The 23027-nt window shown below is 38.9% G+C and carries 21 protein-coding genes and 1 riboswitch; of the genes, 18 read left to right on the top strand and 3 right to left on the bottom strand.

All coding sequences use genetic code 11. The features are described 5' to 3' along the window. Positions 1-89 precede the first annotated feature (89 nt). Entirely contained in the window at positions 90-1148 is a 1059-nt protein-coding gene (locus VZF35_RS26285; protein WP_407309594.1) for an LCP family protein, read from the top strand. 141 nt (positions 1149-1289) lie between these two features. Here the strand turns inward: VZF35_RS26285 and VZF35_RS26290 are convergent, their stop codons facing one another. The 3 genes from VZF35_RS26290 to VZF35_RS26300 form a co-directional block, all read right to left on the bottom strand. Further along, positions 1290-1967 carry a TVP38/TMEM64 family protein gene (locus VZF35_RS26290; RefSeq protein ID WP_407309596.1) on the bottom strand — a complete coding sequence of 226 codons (678 nt, stop codon included), beginning with the start codon at positions 1965-1967 and terminating at the stop codon, positions 1290-1292. 179 nt (positions 1968-2146) lie between these two features. Continuing rightward, entirely contained in the window at positions 2147-2650 is a 504-nt protein-coding gene (locus tag VZF35_RS26295) for a hypothetical protein (RefSeq protein ID WP_407309598.1), read from the bottom strand. Positions 2651-2937: 287 nt separating this feature from the next. After that, positions 2938-3165: a hypothetical protein gene (locus VZF35_RS26300; RefSeq protein WP_407309600.1), complete on the bottom strand. Its 228-nt coding sequence runs from the start codon at positions 3163-3165 to the stop codon at positions 2938-2940. 176 nt (positions 3166-3341) lie between these two features. Continuing rightward, positions 3342-3446, top strand: a riboswitch (TPP riboswitch). A gap of 90 nt (positions 3447-3536) precedes the next feature. Here VZF35_RS26300 and purF point away from each other — a divergent pair. From purF to VZF35_RS26385, 17 genes are all read left to right on the top strand, one after another. Then, positions 3537-4940, top strand: coding sequence for an amidophosphoribosyltransferase (gene purF / locus VZF35_RS26305; RefSeq protein WP_407309602.1), 1404 nt, complete (start codon positions 3537-3539; stop codon positions 4938-4940). Positions 4941-5111: 171 nt separating this feature from the next. After that, a complete protein-coding gene (gene thiC, locus VZF35_RS26310; RefSeq protein WP_407314842.1) occupies positions 5112-6389 on the top strand; it encodes a phosphomethylpyrimidine synthase ThiC in 1278 nt (425 codons plus the stop codon). A gap of 172 nt (positions 6390-6561) precedes the next feature. After that, the gene (gene thiS, locus VZF35_RS26315; protein WP_407309604.1) at positions 6562-6762 is read left to right on the top strand and encodes a sulfur carrier protein ThiS; all 201 of its coding nucleotides are present in this window, start codon (positions 6562-6564) and stop codon (positions 6760-6762) included. 67 nt (positions 6763-6829) lie between these two features. Further along, positions 6830-7630 (top strand): thiazole synthase, encoded by an 801-nt coding sequence (locus VZF35_RS26320; RefSeq protein WP_407309606.1) that lies wholly within the window; start codon positions 6830-6832, stop codon positions 7628-7630. Continuing rightward, complete coding sequence (gene thiH, locus VZF35_RS26325; RefSeq protein WP_407309608.1) at positions 7627-8760, top strand: 2-iminoacetate synthase ThiH; 1134 nt, start codon at positions 7627-7629, stop codon at positions 8758-8760. The genes VZF35_RS26320 and thiH overlap by 4 nt, the downstream gene beginning before the upstream one ends. Then, complete coding sequence (gene thiF / locus VZF35_RS26330; RefSeq protein WP_407309610.1) at positions 8757-9371, top strand: sulfur carrier protein ThiS adenylyltransferase ThiF; 615 nt, start codon at positions 8757-8759, stop codon at positions 9369-9371. The genes thiH and thiF overlap by 4 nt, the downstream gene beginning before the upstream one ends. Positions 9372-9376: 5 nt before the next feature. Next, positions 9377-10009 (top strand): thiamine phosphate synthase, encoded by a 633-nt coding sequence (gene thiE, locus VZF35_RS26335; protein ID WP_407309612.1) that lies wholly within the window; start codon positions 9377-9379, stop codon positions 10007-10009. A 452-nt stretch (positions 10010-10461) separates the two neighbouring features. Further along, complete coding sequence (locus VZF35_RS26340) at positions 10462-11655, top strand: benzoate/H(+) symporter BenE family transporter (RefSeq protein WP_407309614.1); 1194 nt, start codon at positions 10462-10464, stop codon at positions 11653-11655. A 415-nt stretch (positions 11656-12070) separates the two neighbouring features. Then, on the top strand, positions 12071-13627 hold the full coding sequence (locus VZF35_RS26345; protein ID WP_407309616.1) for a long-chain-fatty-acid--CoA ligase: 1557 nt from the start codon (positions 12071-12073) through the stop codon (positions 13625-13627). A gap of 35 nt (positions 13628-13662) precedes the next feature. Then, on the top strand, positions 13663-14322 hold the full coding sequence (locus VZF35_RS26350) for a DUF1847 domain-containing protein (RefSeq protein WP_407309618.1): 660 nt from the start codon (positions 13663-13665) through the stop codon (positions 14320-14322). 252 nt (positions 14323-14574) lie between these two features. Beyond that, positions 14575-15267 (top strand): class I SAM-dependent methyltransferase, encoded by a 693-nt coding sequence (locus VZF35_RS26355; RefSeq protein WP_407309620.1) that lies wholly within the window; start codon positions 14575-14577, stop codon positions 15265-15267. A gap of 430 nt (positions 15268-15697) precedes the next feature. Next, positions 15698-16498: a hypothetical protein gene (locus VZF35_RS26360; RefSeq protein WP_407309622.1), complete on the top strand. Its 801-nt coding sequence runs from the start codon at positions 15698-15700 to the stop codon at positions 16496-16498. A 12-nt stretch (positions 16499-16510) separates the two neighbouring features. Further along, the gene (locus tag VZF35_RS26365; RefSeq protein WP_407309624.1) at positions 16511-17638 is read left to right on the top strand and encodes an ATP-binding protein; all 1128 of its coding nucleotides are present in this window, start codon (positions 16511-16513) and stop codon (positions 17636-17638) included. Positions 17639-17644: 6 nt separating this feature from the next. Beyond that, positions 17645-19072 carry a VWA-like domain-containing protein gene (locus VZF35_RS26370; RefSeq protein WP_407309626.1) on the top strand — a complete coding sequence of 476 codons (1428 nt, stop codon included), beginning with the start codon at positions 17645-17647 and terminating at the stop codon, positions 19070-19072. Positions 19073-19313: 241 nt separating this feature from the next. Then, positions 19314-19820 (top strand): flavin reductase, encoded by a 507-nt coding sequence (locus tag VZF35_RS26375; protein ID WP_407309628.1) that lies wholly within the window; start codon positions 19314-19316, stop codon positions 19818-19820. A gap of 128 nt (positions 19821-19948) precedes the next feature. Continuing rightward, complete coding sequence (locus tag VZF35_RS26380) at positions 19949-20329, top strand: carboxymuconolactone decarboxylase family protein (protein ID WP_407309630.1); 381 nt, start codon at positions 19949-19951, stop codon at positions 20327-20329. Positions 20330-20691: 362 nt separating this feature from the next. After that, entirely contained in the window at positions 20692-22926 is a 2235-nt protein-coding gene (locus VZF35_RS26385) for an ATP-binding cassette domain-containing protein (RefSeq protein WP_407309632.1), read from the top strand. Positions 22927-23027 lie beyond the last annotated feature (101 nt).

Consider the following 23027-nt stretch of genomic DNA (forward strand, 5'->3'; position numbering starts at 1 on the left):
ACCAATATTGGGCAAAATGAATATGCTATCCATTTTTGTATGTGGATAATGAGAACCATATATAATTGTAAGAAGCTAGAGGTAATATCATGAGAAATAACGGTAGTAAAAGTAAGTATATAATACGATTAATTTATTCTGCAGTTGCTATTGTTTGTTTAGGTTTATGCATATCTAACACGATTTTAACCGAAAGCAAATACCCATTGCCAAATAGATTTAAATCATGGGGATCTTCCAGTAAAAGGCATGAAACTAATAGCTCTAAGGGTAATGAAACTAATGCGAACTTTAGGGAATCATCTCAACCAGCAAATCCCCATCTCTTAACAATATTACTTTTAGGGGTTGATCGTAGACCGGGTGAGAAATCAATCGGAAACACGGATACAATAATCGTTGCACAATTGGACAAAGATAAGAAAAGATTATCAGTATTATCTATTCCAAGAGATACGCAAGTTGATATTTCAGGATTTGGTACGCAGAAAATTAATGCCGTTGCACGGCTCGGAGCTGGACCTAAAGCAACAATTACCAAACTAGAAACCCTATTAGGGGAAAATATCGATGGCTACATTGTAACTAATTTTGACGGATTTAAAACGATCATCGATGATTTGGGTGGCGTTACAATAAATGTAGATAAGAACATGCATTATGAAACTGGAGATAAAGAAAACGGTATTATCAATTTAAATAAGGGTGTTCAACATCTAAATGGAGATCAGGTACTTCAGTTTGTACGTTTTAGGCGAGACCAATTGGGCGATATTACCAGGACTATAAGACAACAAGAAGTATTGAAGTCCTTGGCCAACCAATGTTGCCAAATTCAAGTCTTACCCAAATTTCCATTACTTATCGCCCAACTCTATAAGTGTATTGATACAAATCTAACAGTACGACAAACCCTTGAATTAGCAAATGACTTGTTCCAAATAAAAAACACTAAAATAGTATCGGAAACATTACCTGGAAACTTTTCGGTTGAAGGGGGAATTAGTTACTGGAAAGTTAAACCTGAAGTCTGTAAAGATGCGTCCTATAAGTTATTTAGTAATGGAGATACCGAACCAGTACTTATAAAGGTAAATACTCCTACTATAAGAAAACAAGGGGTCAGCGAAAGAACAATTACAGACTGATCATATAAGTAAAAATCATTCTACTGATAACTCTAGTAATGTTCGGGAACCAAATGTAGATCTTGTGATAGAAGTTAACAATTAAGCTCAAGTAAGGGAGGTATTCTCAATAAGAAGTTGATTGATGTTGAAAAACAAAAATCAGAAGGTTTCTTTTGCCATCGGATAACGACTCATAAGGTAACTGAAAATCCATAGTATCACCATGGCGAAACTGCCTACTAACAGCCAAATTCTATAGTTCGCAGAAATCCCCATGAATACTAGGGCAGTTGCTATATAAGAAGGAATAATGGTTAGGGCTGCCGTCCAGAGATAACTCCAAAAGTCGATAGCCGGGATCATAGCCGTAATATAATTAACAATAAAAGCGGGGAGAGGCAATAATCTTGCCACAACCAACCCAATAGTTCCTTTTCGTTTAATCCATTCATTCACTTGGTTAAAACGTTCCTGAGAAATGATACTGTGCAACAACGGTTCTTTAATACTTTGTACCAACCAATAAATTGCTATTGAACTAAGTGTCGAGCCAACCCAAGAGTAAAAAGTTCCCCAAACAATCCCGTATGACTTTAAACATATAATCGTTAAGCTCTCTGTGGGAATCGGTGTCATGCTTAGAAGAGTAATAAGAAGGATAGCTGTTACTTTTCCCAGGCAACCAGTTGAGCGTATGACGTTTGAAATTTCTTGACCACGGTCTATGTACAAAAATCCAACGATTATTAATATCCCTGTAACGAAAAGGACCGCAGACCACCGATTTTCTAATTTATCTAATGTATATGGAGTTTCCTTGGTAACTTTGTAGTTCATGCGTTGACTCCCTTTATATTAATAGCAGATTCCTAAAGTCTTGCCATACACGTATATCTACATACTTTTAGATGTCGTCAAACAAAAGTTTTCAAAGACAAGGAGAAGGAACTGTACGTAAAAAGTAAACACCTCAATCAAGAGGTGTTTCAAGAATAAATAATAGAACAATCGCCTTGTTATTGCAAGTTAACCTCCATTTTATTAACTAATTTGTTGTCTTTAAAGGCTAGAAAAACTTCTGCTCCGGATGGAGATTTTACGTGACACAAATAGGTTACGGCGTAACCTTTGCTTCCCTTTGTGCCACTTTCAGTCACAATATCACCGGTACCTCCTAATAAACTTTTGATCTTTTCATATGTGTCACCGTATTTAAGTTGATTGTACTTAGCTTTACTTATAGTTAATGGATTACTTTTCTCTGTTGATGTTAATGGTGTTGTTTTAACAGATTCCGAAAGTTTTTGACTTGAGGTTGGAGTTTGACTAGTTGTATCTTCAGGAGTAACAGGAACCGATGGAATTGTTTTATCGGTTGAATCTAGAGTGGTAGGCATAGCTGCCGTAGGTGTGGATTGTTTGGAAAGCCCAGCAGTTAAATTGCCACAGCCATTAAGTACTATACTCAAGCCTAGGAGTATAGTCATTAAAACCGGCCATTGTTTTCGATTTGAAATCATACGAATATAAATCCCCCCCTTTAATATCAATATACCATATATTACCATACTCCAAAAATGCGTGCGAGCTTTTCTGCAATATCCGTCATTCTAACAATGGATTATGCTCTCAAACAGAGAAATCTACATCATCTGTCAAATAAAAATAATTTCATCTTTCTGTTAGGCAATACCCATCAAATGGTGGCATCCTTTTGACTTTTAGTAAAATTGATAAACACTTGTGATTTGTGGTTTTTGGCAAAGAAATAAGCCCCCAGCATCTGATATGCCGAGAGCTTTACATATTAATCTTTTAACTGCTTTACCGATTTAAGCGTTTTAGTTGACTTAGCCGACTTATGAACTGTTAATTTGGGTGTTTGGCCCTTGTTCTGATGATGTGTACTTTTTGTACTATGAAATGTTTTTACCTGAGGAACTTTGTATTTGGGGACAGCGTTTGCGATACTGGCTGTTCCTAATATTAACCCGAACATTGAAATAAATGCGATTCCAACCTTAATACGTTTCATATAGCTCATCTCCTCTTTGGTGATAGGCTTATTATTTGCGGGAGTTAAGTTGCTATGCATTCTCTTACTCTTAGACAGAGTAGAACTCATTGAGGAGGGAAAAGAGGATTGCTGTTCTGATAGTATAATGTATACCTTTACATCTCGAAGATGAGGTCGTATAATAAGTCATAATTTAATTGTGCTGGGGGTGCCCAAATGTGGCTGAGAAAGAGCAATGCTCTTATCCCTTTGAACCTGATCTGGTTAATACCAGCGTAGGGAAGCAAAATCGTCAATTATTGACTTCACTGAAGTGTATTTATGTAAGTCAAAACGACAGCTTACCGACGGGTAAGCTGTTTTTTATTTAGTTTGGGGAGGGTTTCCTGATGAATTGCGAACAGGAAAAACCAAAGGAAGAATGTGGAGTGTTTGGCATTATTGGGACAAACGATGATGCTGCCAGTTTGACCTTTTCTGGCTTAAAAGCGTTACAACATCGGGGACAAGAGTCTTGCGGTATTGCGTCATTTCATAAAATGTCAATGAGAACCTTTAAAGCTTTAGGTTTAGTTACCGATGTCTTCAATGATGAGATCCTTGCAAATTTGGCTGGAAGCAATGCAATAGGCCATGTTCGTTATTCTACAACGGGCTCGAATCTTATCGACAATGCTCAACCACTAACCCTCTCCACTAAATTTGGAGAAATAGCTTTGGCCCACAATGGCAATATCATAAATGCCAAAGAACTACGCATATCTCTTGCTCAAGCCGGTCACCGTTTTGAAAGTACAGCAGATAGTGAAGTAATTTTACATTTGATAAATGACCAAGTTACTTCTTTAGAAAATGCTATTTCTAAAGCTCTGTGTAAATTAAACGGAGCGTATTCATTAGTTATCATGACAAAAAACGCCTTGATTGGTATACGAGACCCACTGGGTTTTCGGCCACTCTGCATAGGACGTTTTGGAAATGCTTACTGCATAGCCTCTGAAAGCTTTGCATTACAATCAATTGGAGCAACTTTTATCAGAGATGTTGCTCCCGGAGAGATGATAATCATTAATGAGACCGGATTTAAATCCCATCAAATTTTTCAAACTCAAAGAAAGTGTTGTTGTGCATTTGAATATATCTATTTCGCACATCCATCCAGTACCATTGATAGTGTTAACGTTGAAATGAGTCGTTTCCGTATGGGACAAGAATTAGCCAGAGAATACCCTGTAGATGCTGATGTAGTTATCCCCGTCCCTCGCTCCGGACGCCACGCGGCCTTAGGTTATGCTTCTGCTAGGCAGCTACCCTTAGAAGAGGCTATATTCAAAATTACTCAGAATGAACGCTCATTCATACAACCCACTCAAACGTTAAGAGAACTTATGGTGGTGAAGACCTTAAGAGTGCAACCAGAGGTTATACGCTCAAAACGTGTATTAATGATTGATGATTCCCTGGTACGTGGAACTACCAGTGTTAAGCTAGTTAAACTTATTCGTGAGGCTGGCGCTAGAGAAGTGCATCTGCTTATTGCTTCTCCTCCAGTGCAATTTCCATGTTATTACGGGGTCGATATTAGTGAACAAACGGAATTAATTGCAGCGCATATGTCGGTAGACAAGATATGCCAATATATTGGGGCGGACTCACTGTATTATTTATCACAAGACGGTTTACTCAAATCACTTATCGCTCAAGAAGTCTGTTTAGCCTGTTTTAATGAACAATATCCGCTAAAATCAAGTGTATGTCTTGATAAGCTAATGCTCAATAGTCAATCTGCTTAATTAAGACTTTTAAAAAACTATTATTTGCTAGGAGTACCCCTTATGGGCTTAGATAGCTTTCTTTTTGCACTTCTAGAAAATCCGAAATAAAAGGGGGAACGAGGAAGCCTTCATAACATATTTAGTTAACCTTAATAACAAAATGAAACCTAAAATAATTGAGGAGGTACTATTATCATGACTACACAAATGGCTGCTGCCAAACGAGGCGAGATTACTGAAGCTATGAAAATTGTTGCTCAAAAAGAGAATCAAACACCCGAAGATATACGTTTACGTGTCGCCGAAGGCACCGTCGTTATTCCTGCTAATATTAACCACCATAGTTTAAGCCCTGAAGGTGTTGGTCAAGGCCTCAGAACAAAGGTTAATGTAAACCTAGGAATATCCAAAGATTGTGCGAATATTGACCTGGAACTAAAAAAAGTACAAACAGCTATTAACATGAAAGCTGAAGCTATTATGGATTTGAGCAACTACGGCAAGACTGCAGAATTTCGTGCCCGCCTTATCGACATGTCTCCAGCTATGATAGGTACAGTTCCTATGTATGACGCGATCGGTTTTTTGGAGAAAAAACTGGAAGATATTACCGTAGAAGAGTTTCTGTCGGTCGTTGAAAAACATGCACGTGATGGTGTAGATTTCATGACAATACATGCAGGGCTCAACCGCCAAACAGCGACCCATTTTCGACGGAACAAAAGAATCACCAATATTGTTTCCCGTGGAGGCTCTTTACTGTTTGCCTGGATGGAATTAACTAATAGAGAGAATCCTTTTTATGAGTACTTTGACGATTTACTGGAAATTTGTGCGAAGTACGATGTAACCCTAAGCTTAGGGGACGGTTGTCGTCCAGGATCACTGGCAGATGCCACTGATCCTTCGCAAATTGAAGAACTTATTGTGATGGGCGAATTGACCCTGCGTGCGTGGGAGAAGAACGTTCAGGTTATGATCGAAGGCCCCGGCCATATCCCTCTCAATGAAATAAAAGCTAATATGTTATTAGAAAAGAAATTATGTCATAACGCACCTTTCTATGTGTTAGGCCCAGTAGTTACGGATATCGCTCCCGGTTATGATCACATCACCAGTGCAATTGGTGGTGCAATAGCTGCCGCATCAGGAGCAGATTTCTTATGTTATGTGACCCCAGCAGAACATCTTCGTCTTCCTTCTCTCGATGATATGAAAGAAGGAATAATAGCGACTAAAATTGCAGCTCATGCAGCGGACATTGCAAAAGGAATCCCTGGTGCTGCTGATTGGGATCTAAAAATGAGTAAAGCAAGACAAGCGTTGGATTGGCCAACTATGTTTGATTTAGCAATTGATCGTGAAAAAGCAGAACGTTATCGGAGGGAATCCTCTCCAACTCATGAAGACAGCTGTACTATGTGTGGAGAAATGTGTCCAATGAGACTTATGAACAAAATCTTATGATTTTCAAACACACCCGATGCTGCATTAAGGTAGGAATTAACTAATTTAACAATGTATTTTAAAGATTAAACAGGTTCAGGAACAGCCTTTGGGCCGGGATAATTCGAATGTGGATCAATAATGAGATATCAAAAAGGCGATGATTAAGTGCTTCTACTGAGGAGGATGGACTTTGAACGTTAAGATTAATGGGGAAACGGTCGAGTTAACAGAAAGCATTGGTCTGCAAAAGTGGGTTGATGAGCAAAACATCCCGAATAACACAGTGATTATCGAGTACAATGGAGAGATTATACCCGAGGAACACTGGAGAACTATTGTCTTAACACAGGGCGACCAACTTGAGATTTTGAAATTCGTCGGTGGGGGCTGATTTCATTTTTACCGAACAAGAGTTAAGAATTTGAACGGTAACGTAAAAGTGAAAGGTGAGATCGTTTATGCAACAAGTTGTTGATCCTGAACAGAGTATAGATTCTTTTGAGATTGGCGGTAAGAAACTCAGAAGCCGCTTGCTGACAGGCACGGGTAAGTTTTCCTCCCACGAAATTGTTCCACAGGTCATTGAAGCCTCTGGAACCCAAGTTGTTACGATGGCTTTACGTCGGGTGGACTGGAAAGATCCTCAAGAGAATATTCTTAATTATATCCCCGAAGGCATCACCTTGCTTCCGAATACTTCCGGAGCCCGTACGGCAGAGGACGCGATTCGAATCGCCCGTCTAGCAAAAGCTGCCGGTTGCGGAAATTGGATAAAGGTTGAGGTCATCCAGGACCAACGCTATTTATTGCCTGATAACCCGGAAACCTTAATTGCCACAGAGAAGCTCGTCAAAGAAGGGTTTGTGGTTCTTCCGTACATGAATCCAGATTTAGGAACGGCAAAACGATTAGAAAGCGCCGGTGCTGCCGCTGTCATGCCTTTAGGGGCCCCGATTGGGAGTAATCGTGGCTTGCAAACGCGGGAACTGATACGGATTCTGATTGAAGAGATATCGGTACCCATTATCGTCGATGCGGGTATTGGTCGTCCATCGGAAGCAGCGGAAGCCCTTGAAATGGGCGCAGCTGCAGTGCTTGTCAATACGGCAATCGCCACGGCTAATCAGCCTGTGGACATGGCCAGGGCATTCCGGTTGGCCGTCGAGGCAGGGAGAGCTGCTTATCTTGCTGGACTGGGCGCTCGTCGAGAACAAGCCGAAGCCTCATCTCCCTTAACAGGGTTTTTAAGGGAGGAATGACGTTGTTTTTCGATGAATTTAAGTCTTGGCAGAAAGAATTAACTCGTTATTCCTTTGAACAGTTTACCCCGGCTGATGTTGAACGAGCTCTTAGTCAAGAACGGCTGGATATACTCGATTTCTTAGCCTTGCTTTCACCTGCAGCCACGCCTTATTTGGAGCAAATGGCTCAAAAGGCTCATCGAATCACCCTCCAAAACTTTGGTAAAGCTATACTTCTCTTTACCCCTTTGTACCTGGCTAACTTCTGCTCCAATCAGTGTGTGTACTGTAGCTATAATGTAAAGAACAAAATTGTTCGCCGGAAGCTAAGTTTTATGGAGGTTGAGGTCGAAGCTAAAGCAATAGCAGAGATGGGACTTCAACATTTGTTGCTTCTAACTGGGGAATGCCGCAAGGCTAGCAGCCCTGAGTACATTGCCGAGTGTGCTAAGATTCTCAGACCCTATTTTGCGTCGCTGGGAATTGAAGTCTATCCTCTTGAAACCGAAGAATATCATAAGCTTTATGAAGCGGGGATTGACACCTTGACTATTTATCAAGAGGTTTATAATGAGGATATTTATGCCTCTGTGCACCTCTCAGGCCCCAAACGTGTTCACCGTTATCGGTTAGAGGCACCCGAACGGGCTTGTGAGGCAGGATTTAGCGGTGTAACAATTGGTGCACTGCTTGGCTTAGGGGAGTGGAGGAAAGAGGCGTTCTTTACAGGTTTACACGCAAGTTATTTGCAGAGAACGTATCCGGGAACGGAAGTTGCTGTATCTGCCCCACGGATGCGCCCGCATGTTGGTTCCTATAAACCTCAATATCCCATTACGGATACAGAACTTGTGCAGATTCTTCTCGCTTATCGCTTGTTTTTACCACGAGCAGGTATCACACTTTCCACAAGAGAAAGTGCTTCAATGCGTGATTCCTTATTACCGCTTGGAATTACCAAACTTTCAGCTGGTTCATTGACGTCTGTAGGAGGCTATTCAGAGACAACAGAAGCTGGGAGTGCACAATTTGAGGTATCGGATGAGCGTTCTGTTGAAGAGGTCGTGAAGATGTTGCGGACTAAGGGATATCAGCCAGTATTTTGTGACTGGGTTAACGTTCGCGACAGAGAGAGGCTTAAACTATGAACCCTCTTATTAACAGCTTAAAAAAAACCTTAGGCGAAGAACGTCTATTGCGTCTCACCAGAGTAAAGATAGGGATCGGTGGCGCTGGAGGCTTAGGTTCAAATGCTGCCATGCATCTTGTTCGATCCGGATGTCAAAACCTTTTGATCGTAGATTTTGACCGAATCGAACCCAGTAATCTAAACCGACAATTTTATTTTGCCGATCAAGTAGGATGGTTTAAAGTAGAGGCCTTAGCCGAAAACTTAAAACGAATCAATCCTGAGTTACAACTTGGAATTGATACCACGAGAATAACGAAGGACAATGTATCGTCACTTTTTGCGGACTGCGATCTTTGGATTGAGGCTTTTGACAAAGCTGAAGTTAAAAAATTTTTTGTCGAAGCGGCCATTCGACTCGGAAAACAAGTCGTCAGTGCTTCGGGACTTGCAGGTTGGGGAGATGCCGATGCCCTGACAACCCATCAGATTAATTCTAAGCTTGTCATTATAGGGGATCTTAAATCCGAAGCAGCAGAGCATAAACCGCCCATGTCCCCTCGAGTAGGCATTGCCGCAGCAAAAGAGGCCGATACCGTATTAACCTGGATTTTAGGACAGGAGGCTTAATGGTCATGCTGCTACCAAGTGGGATTTACGCTCTCACCTCCGCACCGCATTCTTTGGGTCGAAGCAATATTGAGGTGTCAGAACAGATTTTGAAAAGTGGTATAAAAATTCTTCAGTATCGTGAAAAATCAAAAAAGCCGAAGGCCATGTACGAGGAATGCTTAGCTTTAAGAAAAATGACTCGTGAAGCCGGGGCGATCTTCATTGTCAATGATTATCTTGATTTAGCATTAGCCGTGGATGCAGATGGTGTACACATAGGCCAAGACGATCTTCCGATTGATATCGTGCGAAAGATTGTAGGATCGAAACGCATCATTGGTTTATCTACGCATTCCCCGAACAGGCTCAAGCTGCAGTACGGGGGAGCTGATTATATTGGTGTTGGCCCAATTTATAGTACTCAGACCAAAACCGACGTCTGTGACCCAGTAGGCGTAGAGTATTTGCGCTATGTGGTTAAAAACTTGGATGTTCCGTTTGTTGCAATCGGCGGAATTAAGGAACATAACTTACCTGAAGTGGTTAGAAACGGTGCTAAGACAGTGGCCTTAGTCACTGAGATTGTCGGGAGCGAGGATATCCCTGGCACTATTTCAAGGCTAAATAGCATCTTAGACAAGGGAGTCAAAAAGTGAACAAGGTTCGAATAAGCTTTCGGACGGGAGAGTTAACTCCACTTATAGTACAGGCAAGCAATTCTGCCTGTGCTTTTTGCATGGAGGGAAGGCCGTAGAAGCGGTGCTTTATTTGTAATTATCGCATCAAATATCGTGCAATTTTTTTATTTAGAAGACTGAAAAAACCCTTTACGATACAACCTGTTAATTGCATACTTAGAAAGACTATATCTGCTGAAATATAATGCTGTAAAAAGCCATATACAATTTGGGATAAGGGCGAGGTCTAGCCATTTTTAAGGAAAATTAGGCAAAAGGGAGGATGATTCGTAAAATAATTGAAATTAACAAAAAGGGTCTGCGAAATTTATACATAGGCTAAATTGCTATCAAGGTGAGATTCTTCATTTTTGTTAACTGACCATAGTTAACAAAAATGAAGAATTCTACAATGAACAGGAGAAATAAGCATGCTTAAACATAAGGAACATGGGGATTGGAGTGGAACTTCAAATCCTTTAAGGGATTTGAACAGTAAAAATATTGCTTCTGGAATTGTAGCGGCTTTATTGGTGATGGCCGGCCCACCGGCCATCATTTTAGAGGCTGCTGCCAAAGGAAATTTCACCATAGAACAAACCGTCTATTGGATGTTTGCCGTTTATGTATTTGGTGGTATTCTTAGTATTTTGATGTCACTGTATTATCGAATGCCGATTACTGCAGGTCATTCCATTACTGGAGTTGCCTTCCTAGCAACGGTTACATCACAGTTCGGTTATCATGAGCTAATTGGATCATATATGTTCGCAGCGTTGCTAATTTTTTTGACTGGATATTTCGGGGTTTTTTCCAAATTACTTCAATATGTCCCCAAACAAATAATAGCTGCGATGTTGGCAGGTATGATAACTCAGTATATGGTAAACTTCGTTATTTCCATTAGTCAGATACCAGTAATAGGTGGCCTAGCTCTTATTTCCTATCTTTTGTTTAATAAATGGGATCGGAGAGTTCCTCCTATGGTTGCAGCGATAGCTGTGGCATTTGTACTATTATTTTTAACCAAACCTTTAAATGTTAATGGTTTCGCAACATCTTTTATCTTGCCGACAATTCAGTGGCCAAAATTTAATACCCTAAGTTTTCTAACTGTTTCAATCCCTCTTGCATTGCTTATTTTAAGTAATGATGCAGCAGTTGGACTAGGTGCTCTAGAACAAAATAACTTTAAGCCACCCGTTAATAGAGTCGTAACCTATAGTGGGATTTTTTCTTTATTTGCAAGTTTTTTTGGGGGTCAATCTGCTAACGTCGCAGGAATGATGTCGGCCATTTGTTCAGATGAGGCAGCCGGGCCTAAAGAAAAAAGGTATATTGGCTCTGCTGTTGCAGGCATTATTACTGTATTTTTCGGTTTGTTTTCCTGGTATCTAGTGCCTGTGATTCAGTCATTACCCAAAGCATTTGATTCAATTTTGGTGGGTTTTGCACTTCTTGGTGTGTTTGGGAATAGCTTATATACGGGCTTTTCTAAACCGACAATGAAAATAAGTGCAGGATTTACTTTTATCATTGCCGCATCTAATATTTCTCTTTTTCATATTAGTGCCCCTGCTTGGGCCTTACTTATAGGGACTGTACTCGCAAGGTATGCCGAGTAACTGATTTTCAATAAGAAGGGTTTCCATGAAAGTATCTTTAAATCTTTCCGTAATAAGAAATAAATCAAGTAAGATTTGATACGGACCCAAACATAAATTGGAATTAATTTTATCGAACAGAAGTCATTATTGGCTTATTTTGGATAACATCGTCAAGGACAAATTACCAGTTATTATCCCTCTAATGAAACAGTTAGGAAAAAGGCCTATACTGTTCAACATCGAGGGATAATTTTTTATGGGAATATGTCTAGAAGATGATCTAACACCATTTCTTTCCTATAGAAGCTGATATGGAAGGGAAATTAGTTGCCAATAGAGAACTATGAGTCCATATGGAGTATACAGACCCTTGTGTCAAAAGCGGGTTAACCATTCATGATGTTTCACTGATAAAAGTGTACAATAGATACTAATGTACTTAAAAGTTATGGGGGAGAAATTTATGTCAGTAGCAAATATTCTACGTAACACAGCTAAAGAACATCCTAAGAAAATAGCAGTATACTTCGAAGAACAGGAAATTACGTATGAACAGCTTGACCATGAAGTAGACAATCTGGCACAAGGACTTTTGAATTTAGGTTTAAAACGAGGACAAATGGTAGGGTTGCTGCTTGGAAATACTCCTGATTTTATACGTTTCTATTTTGCGGCAACAAGAGCGGGTGGTGTTGTTATTCCAATCAACCCGTTATTCAAAGGTGAAGAGTTAAAGTATATACTTAACGATTCAAATCCCGTAATTCTAGTTACAACTCTGCCATTTATCAATCTTGTCCAAAGTGTATGGAATCAGATAGCAAGCATAAAGAAGGTCATTGTAATTGGCAGTGAAGTTTCAAGTGATCGTATAGTGTCATATAAGGACATCATCAATAAAAAATCAAAGCCTGTTGAATTGGATATTAAGGATAAAGACATTGCATCCTGCCTTTATACGTCAGGTACAACAGGGAGGCCAAAGGGAGCACTATTATCTCACGGTAATCTAGCCTTCGATTGTATTGCCTCTGTAAAACGTATTAAATTTAATTTTGAAGATAATCACCTTTGCATTCTGCCGGTATTTCATTCTTTCTGCCAGATGGGAGCTATCCTTGCACCGATATATACGGGGGGAAGCATCACTGTTGTCGCCCAATTCCACCCTGGAATTATCTTAAAAGAGATTAAAAAAAGGAATATCTCAGTGTTTTGTGGAGTACCCGCAATGTTTAACGCCCTATTAACAGTATTAGCCAACACTAATGACTATGATTTATCGTCCTTGCGCTTATGTGTCTCAGGAGGTGCACCAATGCCTGTAGAGATTATACAAGCCTATGAACAAAAGCATAACATCATCATTTTGGAAGGCAATGGACCTACTGAAACCTCACCCGTATCTTATGTGAATCCTCCGGAGCTTCGTAAAGTTGGTTCAGTAGGGCTTCCATTAGAAGGTGTATCCGTGAATATTGTGGATGAAAATGATCTGAAAATGCCTGTTGGTGAAGTTGGTGAGATATGTATTCTAGGCGATAATGTCATGCAGAGTTATCTTAACCTTCCTGAGGCAACTGCTGAAGCATTGAAGGGCGGGTGGCTTCATACCGGTGATTTAGGGAAAGTGGATAAGGATGGATATGTTTTTATCGTTGATCGAAAAAAGGACATGTTGATTGTTGGCGGTTTAAATGTTTATCCACGTGAAGTAGAAGAATGCCTGTACACACACCCTAAAGTAGCAGATGCAGCTATTATTGGTATTCACGATGCGAAAAGGGGGGAGGTTCCCCTTGCTGTCATTGCACTAAAAGCAGAACTAACATCTTCTGCTTCTGAAATAATTTCCCACTGTCGTGAACATTTGGCTAACTATAAATGTCCTCGTAAGGTTGTGTTTATGGAAAAACTCCCATTAAACTCAACTGGAAAGATTGACAAGAAGCAACTGCGTGAAGCGTATTCGATGGGAATGATCCAATAAATTCACATCACTAATATAATTCTGGAGGGATAAACATGGATAAAGAGGAAATGAAATCTTTCAGCTGCAGTGATTGTGGCGCAGCAAATTGTTTTCACCAAGACAGCAAATTTCCGAGCTTTTGTTTGACTACTCATACTCGACAAGAATTAATTGATGAATGCCTCAATTTGTATAAGGGAGATGACTTAGTAGCAAAGCTGGCAAAAACGGCTGCTGAAATAGAAGGTACTTATTATGGTAAATTGACACGTGCTGAAGAAATTATTGCTTTTGCCAAGCGAATAGGGGCAAAAAAAATAGGGATTGCTACTTGTGTTGGCTTACTTAATGAAGCAAAGATATTCAGCAAAATTTTAAAGGCAAAAGGATTAGAGTGTTATTGTGTAATCTGTAAAGTTGGCTCAGTTGATAAAACGGAAATTGGGATTCCAAATGAATTAAAATTACAAAAGGATTGTTTTGAAGGGATATGCAATCCTGTTTTACAAGCTAAGCTGCTAAATGAAGCTAAAACGGACTTAAATGTTATTAATGGTTTATGTGTTGGACATGATTCATTGTTCATAAAGTATTCTGAAGCAATAGTAACAACTCTAATTACTAAAGACAGAGTTACGGGGCATAATCCTGCCGCAGCTTTATATACCAGTAATTTTTATTATAAAAGATTATTAGAAGAGAATAATATTTAGCTCCTGAGTTGACAATGGTCTTGAATCAACTTCTGACGGAAGAGTTAACCCCACTTATAGCACAGGTCAAGTTATTTTGCCTGTGCTTTTTGCTATTAGCAAATTCTTGCATATTGAATTATCGGACTTTAAGGAAAAGGGAAAGTGGAAGGAGGAATTTAAAGCAAAAAGTAGAAAGTTACAAATAAAAATAGGAAATAGGACATAAGAACTACGAAAAGTATAAACTATAGACAAGGGTGATGATTGCAAATGAACGAAGCACTTTTTGACCACGTTGCTCCACGTTATGATTCCTGGTATGATACTGAGCTTGGATCAGTATCTGATCAAGTTGAACGTCACTTGGCTCAGTCTATGTTTAAGGCACCGGGTCCAAAGGTTCTTGAGATCGGATGTGGTACTGGACAATATACGAGCTGGCTTGTGCAAGAGGGATATGAGGTCACTGCTGTCGATATCTCCGGTGAAATGATGGCTCTGGCCCAAAAGAAAATAGCGGCGATTGAGGAGAACACTTCAAAAGCTAATCATGTTCACTGGTGGCATGCTGATATTACAGAAATTCTTGATCAACTTGAAACTTATGATGGGATTTTTTCCATGACCGCCTTTGAATTCGTACCTGAACCAGAAAAAGTCTTGAAAAAACTTTTTAGTTGTTTAAAGCCCGGGGGCTGTATAATGATCGGAGTCATCGCCGGCATGAGTGCCTGGAGTGAATACTATGCGGAGGCATCTCGTAACAAACCCACTTCTGTCTTCGCCCGTGCTGCTCTTTATACCAAAGAGGAAATATGTTCCTGGCAAATCGGTGCATCGGCTCAAATTGGAGAATGTCTATTCTTCCCACCGAATGTTCAAACAACATCTGAGGCGCTTTCTATCGAGGAGAAAAGGGAAGGAAATCCTGGGTTTGTGGTGGCAAAGTGGGTAAAGGGCTGATCAATACTATAGGATTCTACGCACCTTGACTGAAAAAGTTTATTTGGTGGAGATGAGGGGGACGTTGCCCCAAAGCGCCTATACAATTGCGCAAAACTCTTGTTCTTTCCGCGCAATTGTATATTTATGCGCAGAAGTGCGCCCCCTTAAGCAAAAAGTTTCCTTAGTACATACGTCCAAGGAAACATAAAACACAACATGAACCTTCCTGAAAACCTCGAAACCCCTTAGAAGCTATTTCCGTTCTATCAACCCGATGGACTCATTTCCATCAGGTTTTGGAGATTAATTCTTACATTCCTGTCATGTTTCAGTAGGTTTGATAGACCTTTTTTTATACATGGTATAACTATTCCCTTTAGTTTAACTTAGAAGGTATATTATTTATACTAAGTAATCATAAAACTAATGGCAGAAGGAACGTAACATTATGGAAAAGTCAAAGCTTATTGAAATGATCAAGAATAACCCTAATGCTATCGCCTATATAAATAATCCTACGGATGAGATAAAGTTGTTGGCCGTTAAACAAAATGGACTTACCTTAAAATATATAGAAAACCCAACAAGAGAGATGCAGGAATTAGCTGTCAACAATAACAGTCGAGCGATTCAATTTATCAATGACCCTACCGAAGATATGATGATCAAGGCGATCAATGATAGCTGGATTAACTTAGAGTATCTTAAGAATCCCAATGATCGGTTAATCAAATCAGCGATCAATCAAGCCGGCTGGGCGATTAAATATGTTCATAATCCCAGTGAGGAGTTACAGTTATTAGCGGTGCAAAAGAATTACGATTCCATAAAGTTTATTAATGAACCTTGCGAGCATGTACAAGAAGAGGCAGTAAAAATCAGTTATGATGCCTTAAGATATATAAATTCTCCAACCTATAATGCAGAGCTTATAGCTATCAAGCATAATGAGAGGGCTATTACCTTTATCAATGAGTTAGATAAACGTAAAATCTTAGAATTCTTAAAAGCCAATATTTTAGTGATTAAATATGTTATGAAAGAAATATCTAAAGAGGAATTAGAACAAGTGTTAAAGGACTCCTTATCTAAGGAGGATGTTGAGGAAAATTACGTGAGAGATTATTTGAACTGTAGTACCGATAAAGATTGTGACATTATGCCCAGCGATAAGATGATGTTTATTTATGAATATGGAAGTAAAAAGGCAAAAAAAATAGCTGTTGATGAAAAGCTGAAGATGCTGTAGGAGTGAAACATCATGAATTTCACAGATACCTTAAAAAGTGTTGACTTAGTACTATCGACTGGAGAAGTACCTTTAATCGTTGGCGAAAGCGGAATCGGAAAAACAGCTTTAGCCAAGGAAATTGCTCAAGAAAATCATTGGAGTTTAATTGTTATCAATGGGAATCTCCTTAAAGAGGGTGAGATAGGTGGTCTGCCAACGATAGAATCTTATGCAGGCATCAATCATAAAGCAGACCCAATTGAAAAGAAAGCGACAGTTTATGCCGTTCACCATAAGCTAAGGGAAATCGATGAAGAAATATCTCAAGGGAAAACAGTTCTTTTATTTATCGACGAAATCAATCGTTGTGAACATACAGTACAACAGGAGCTTATGAATTTAATCTTAAATAGAGAAATCAACGGCTATCAGTTACCTGATGGTGTAAAAATATTAGCCGCTATGAATCCTTCCAGTAAATATGGTTCGGATTTTGATTACCAGGTTGTCGATATGGATGCAGCCCAAGAAAATAGATTTGTCTGGTTATACATGGAGCCTGATTATAATCAGTGGATCGATTGGGCCATAGAGTCCGGAATTGAGCTAAAGGTTACCGAATTTATTTCCACCTTCCCTGATTATTTGCATAAGATCAATGAAGATGATCTAAGAGCAACTCCCAGAAGCTATGAGAGAATTTCCAGCAGTTATAAACTATATAAGGAGAAAAAAGATTCCATACCCAGGTCCGTGTTTTTAAATGTTGTCAAAGGAAATGTCGGGAGATTAATAGCTGAAGAGTTTGTGAGCTTTGTCGAATCCGATTATCCTTCTCTTATATCTTATGAAGATGTTTTTTCAGGAAACTCTCTTAATGATTCCATGGGAGAAAGAGTAAATAGCGAAAGTCATACCAGACTTTATCTATCTGCCAGGAATATTCTCAAAAACCTAGAAGCAAACATATTAAATGATCGTGATAATTCAAGTTTTTATATAAACAAGCTGATTGAGTTTTTACAACTATATCCTGTGGATTTAAAGATAGGAATCATGAAGGATATAAAAAACAGTTATCCTGAAGTGTATAAACTTGCTATAGAAAATGAAGCGTTTATCGAATCATATTTTGAATCTTATCGTTTAATCAGGTGATAAGCTATGGAAACTTATTTTGATAACCAGGTTAAAGGACTTTACGAAAAAGCAGATCTCATTATTAATGATTTTTTTAATGCCAAACGCCAATATGGTCATGCCCAAATTAATATGCCTCTAGAGTTTAAACAAGAATTTTTCAGCCTTGTCGATAAAGTTAATCTAAGTCTTATGGAAGACAAAGATAATTTCTATGGCTATTTTTTGATGCAAATGTCCCGAGAAATACGATTTGACATCAGCAGCCCTACTGCTGTGAATTTCAAAAAGGCTAACTATGTTCTATATTTTAATCCAATAATATTTCTGAATCTTAATCTCAAGCAAATGGAAAGTACCATTAAACATGAAATACTTCATGTATTATCTCTGCATTTAATAAGAGCCCAAGAATTTAAGGGCGGCTACAGCAGATTAGCAATTAATATGGCAATGAATATCGTCGTCAATACCTATTTGGATTATCTGCCACCCTATTCGATGACCTTAGAATGGGTAAATTTGAATTATTCTTTAACGCTCCTACCTTTTAAGCCTTTTGAATATTATGTGGAAGAAATTCAAACTGCCCTGGACTTACTGGAAGCAGATGAAGATGAGGCAGATGATAGTATTCCCGATGAAGATGATGACAGTAACAGGGATGAAAAAATAGAAACCGATTATAATCCTGAAAAAACCCATGACATTTGGGAAGATTCCAGTGATATCGATGAAAAAACACTTCAAGAATTTACTGAGAAGTTTATTGACAATGCCCAAAAAGGCAGCATTCCAGATTATTTAGAAAGTATGGTATCCTCTCTTAAAAACAGCAAGGGTGAATTGCCTTGGAATTTATATCTTAAGCGGTTGTTGGGGTCTGTTGAAAGCAATAAAAAAAAGACCATAACCCGAAGGAACAGAAGACAACCCGATAGATTGGATTTAAGAGGTCAACTCAGGAGTCATAAAGCCAAAATTGTTGTCGCCCTTGATATCAGTGGAAGCATCAGTGATCAAGAATTTAATCAAGCTCTCAAAGAAGTCCTGGCTATCGTTAAAAATTATAATCATGAAATTACGATGATAGAATGTGATAATGAAATCAGACGAGTGTATAATATCAGATCTCTAAAAGATATAAAAGATAGACTTAATATAAGAGGAAGCACTAAATTCACCCCGGTTTTTGAATATGCTAATCATCATAAGGTTAATTTGTTAGTCTATTTTACCGATGGCAAAGGTGAAGAAAAGCTTCTTACAATCCCTAAGGGATATAAAACTTTATGGGTTATTTCCGGGAGGGGAGAAAAGCTTTCATTGAAAGAAGCTTATGGGACAGTTAAAAAACTAAAAACTATTGTAACAAACGATAATACATTAAAAATGACGGATGTTCGAAGTGATGGATATTCAATGAATGACCAAGAAAGTATGCATATTTAGCGCAGTCTCCACAGATTTAATGTTCAACCAAACCTATCTTATTTGCTTTTTCAAGGGATTGATTATCGTCATAATTTTATCTTTTTGTGGCAAAGGAACCTTTAATGTAACAAAGACAATATGCCCTCTATGCAGCCTTTTTTACATGGCAAAGATATCCCTTTGCCAATATTTTTGGCTTTGCTTTAATTCTTTACGGAAACTTTGAAGAGGACCCATTTAAGACAAAGGAGTGATTTTGGTGAGTTTTGAGGAAATACCTTTAAGACAGTTTGATTTTAATCCATTTACCAAAGTAGATGATTGGGCGCTTCTAACTGCCGGAACGAAGGACAAATTTAACATGATGACTATTACCGGTGTTATGTGTGGAAAATTTTTCCTCAAACCAATGATGCAGGTATATGTTCACCCGGACAGGTATTCCTATCAATTTTTAGAGGACAACGATTACTTTACGGTGTCTTTTTTTGATGTTCCTCACCATCCCGCTTTACAAATCTGTGGAAGAATGCATGGCAATGAATGTGATAAGGTGACAGAGTCAGGGCTGCATCCTATCCCCTTTGAAAACACCGTTATTTTTGAAGAGGCAAAAACAATTTTCGTGTGCAGAAAAGTTTATCATACGGATGTACAAAAGGATAATTTTGATTCGCAGCAGTTGTTTAAAGAATATTATAAAGAATCATCAACATTCCATAGATTTTATCTCGGACAGATCGAAAAAGTATTGCATCATAAATAAATAAGTGAACTATCCAAAAGAAAGTAACCAATTTTCTAAAAGAAGACGAACTGCATTTGCTAAAATATTCATTTTGAATTGGATTATTTAATCTGAACTTAATGACCATTGTTTTGAGGTGATTGTGAGTGGAGAAGAGCAAAGATATTTTAAGATATTACAGAGAGGAACTTAAATGGGAACCTCCCTTTGCTGATATTTTATCGAGGTATTCGCCGGATGCTTTGGAAGGTTACTTCACAATGCGTAAATCAGTTCAGGATGGTGAATTACCAAAGAAGACAGTAGAACTAATTTTCACTATATTAGATTCGTTGGATGATGAGGCCAGTGGAGCTAAGGCGCATGCCGTAGCTGCCATTGAGGCGGGACTAACAGTGAAGGAATTAGTGGAAGCTTTTAACATTGTTACAATCGTTAAAGGGATTAATGTTCTATGCAAAACAGGTATTGATGCTATTAAGGCCGCCGAAGAAAGATTCAATGAGATGAAAAAACCGGGAAAATAGATAGCGACGTTCTTTATCGAACTATTTTCGTAATAGTAATTTCTATGTTTGCCGGTACTGCTTGGTTTGTACAAATCGAATTTTAGGCCTTTTTTCTGGAAGTATGAAAAGAGTTGTGGAGGAGTACACTAATTTTGTTACGAGATTTAAGCCTTCAACAGAAATACTGAATATTGAGAATGATAGTATACTTGAGGACAAACGCAATTTATAGACTCATATGAAAGTGCAATCCAGGATGTAAAAAAATGAGCCATCAAGTAATGGTAGAAATATTAAAGATTTAAAGTCATAAGGGCTTCAGACGGACTCTAATGGTTAGTTTAAGAAGAACTCGGCTTTGACACATAAGGAGACCGAATATGGAACATGAGTATATCGAGATAGTAGGTGCACGTGAGAATAACTTAAAGAATATCAGTTTGAAGATCCCGAAAAAGAAAATAACAATTTTTACTGGAGTGTCAGGGTCGGGCAAGTCATCGATTGTATTTGACACGATTGCCCAGGAAGCTGGCCGGCAATTGAATGAAACCTTTAGCAAATTTATTCAAATTTATTTACCCAAGCATGGTCATCCGGATGTTGATGCCATCGAAAACCTATCGTTGGCGATTACGGTTGATCAAAAGAGGATAGGCGGCAACTCACGTTCAACTCTCGGTACAATAACGGATATCAATCCATTACTCAGACTGCTGTTTTCACGAATCGGGCAGCCGCATATTGGCCCTTCCAATTATTTTTCGTTTAATGACCCAAATGGAATGTGCAAGATCTGTGAGGGGATCGGAAGGATAGTAACACTTGATCTTGACAAAGCTTTGGATAAAGAAAAGTCGTTAAACGAAGGGGCGATTTTGTTGCCGGGCTACAAACCGGGTAATTGGCAGTGGAAAATGTATGCCTCATCAGGCTTTTTTGATTGTGACAAAAAAATCAAAGATTATTCCAAAGAGGAATATGACAAGCTTGTATATTGTAAACCGGAGAAAATTAATTCGGTCATTGAAGGAATAAACACCACATATGCAGGTCTGGTTGAGAAATTCATAATGCAGAACATCAAAACCGAGTTTGAAAAATCGGAGGCATCAAAAAAGAAAATTGAGCCATTCGTCACTGAACAGCAGTGCCATGATTGCGGGGGCAAACGATATAACGTAAGTGTATTAACGTCGAAAATCATGGGATATTCTATTGCAGATTTTACGGCTCTGCAGGTGGATGAGCTTCTGGAATTAATACAAAAAATTAATGATAATGGCGTAAAGCCTATTATTAAAAATCTGACTGAGCGGTTGAATGATTTAATACAGATTGGGCTGGATTATGTAAGCTTGGATAGAGAAACTTCCACATTATCCGGCGGTGAATCGCAGCGTGTTAAAATGGTCAAGCACCTTACCAGCAGCTTGACGGATGTCATGTATATTTTCGATGAGCCAAGCATCGGATTACACCCCAGAGATGTGCACAGGCTTAACGAACTGCTGGTTAAATTGCGAGATAAAGGCAATACGGTAATCGTGGTAGAGCATGACCCTGATGTCATAAAGGTTGCCGATTACATCGTCGATGTTGGGCCACAAGCAGGCTCAAACGGCGGTAGGATCGTGTTTGAGGGCAGCTATAGCGACCTTCTGAAATCCAAGACGCTTACAGGAGAATATATGGTCAGGAGCTTGCCGATTAAGAGTAAGCCAAGGACAAGTAAAGATTTCTATGAAACGAAAAAGAGTAGTTTACACAATTTGAAAAATGTCAGTTCACGAATACCTATAGGTATATTCACTGTTGTTACAGGAGTTGCTGGCTCCGGCAAGTCTACGCTTGTTAATGGTGTCTTTGCAAAGGAATTTAAAGATGCCATCATTATCGACCAGTCCGCAGTCAGTGTAAATTTACGTTCAAATCCAGCGACCTTTACTGGCATCATGGATGAAATACGAAAATTGTTTGCTGATGGAAACAAAGTAAGCGCTGGATTATTCAGTTATAATTCAGAGGGTGCATGCGAGGCTTGTAAAGGGCGAGGTTATATAGAAACAGATCTTTCTTTCATGGATTCTGTTGAAACCATCTGTGAGGAATGCGGCGGTAAACGGTATAAGCATGAGGCTTTGGAGTATAAATACAATGGTAAGACCATTGTTGAAGTACTTGATATGACCATTGCAGAAGCGGTTGATTTTTTTGTTCAAAAACAAATCAAAAATAAGCTGAAGTATATAGTCGATGTCGGTCTGCATTATATGACGCTGGGACAGCCGTTAGACACCCTTTCCGGCGGAGAATGTCAACGTTTAAAGCTTGCCAAGGAATTAAGCAAAAAGGGCAATATCTATATAATGGACGAGCCTACAACTGGGTTACATATGTCCGATATTACCGGTATTTTGACTATTATTGACCGTCTTGTTGACAAAGGCAATACAGTAATTGTCATAGAACATAACCTGGATGTAATTCGTAATGCCGATTGGATTATTGACGTAGGTGTTGAGGGCGGCAGCAGAGGCGGACAGATTCTTTTTGAAGGAACACCTGGTAACTTGAGAAACTGCAAGGAGTCAATTACTGCAAAATACTTGTAAACGGACTTTACAGTTTTCTAGGTCTAAATCACTAATCTTAATGTTTACCAACTCTCTGGAACGGGTAGCTATTGAAAACCTATTCAAATAGTTAAAGTATT

This window comes from Desulfosporosinus paludis, assembly GCF_045689965.1.
Classification (GTDB): Bacteria; Bacillota; Desulfitobacteriia; order Desulfitobacteriales; family Desulfitobacteriaceae; genus Desulfosporosinus; species Desulfosporosinus paludis.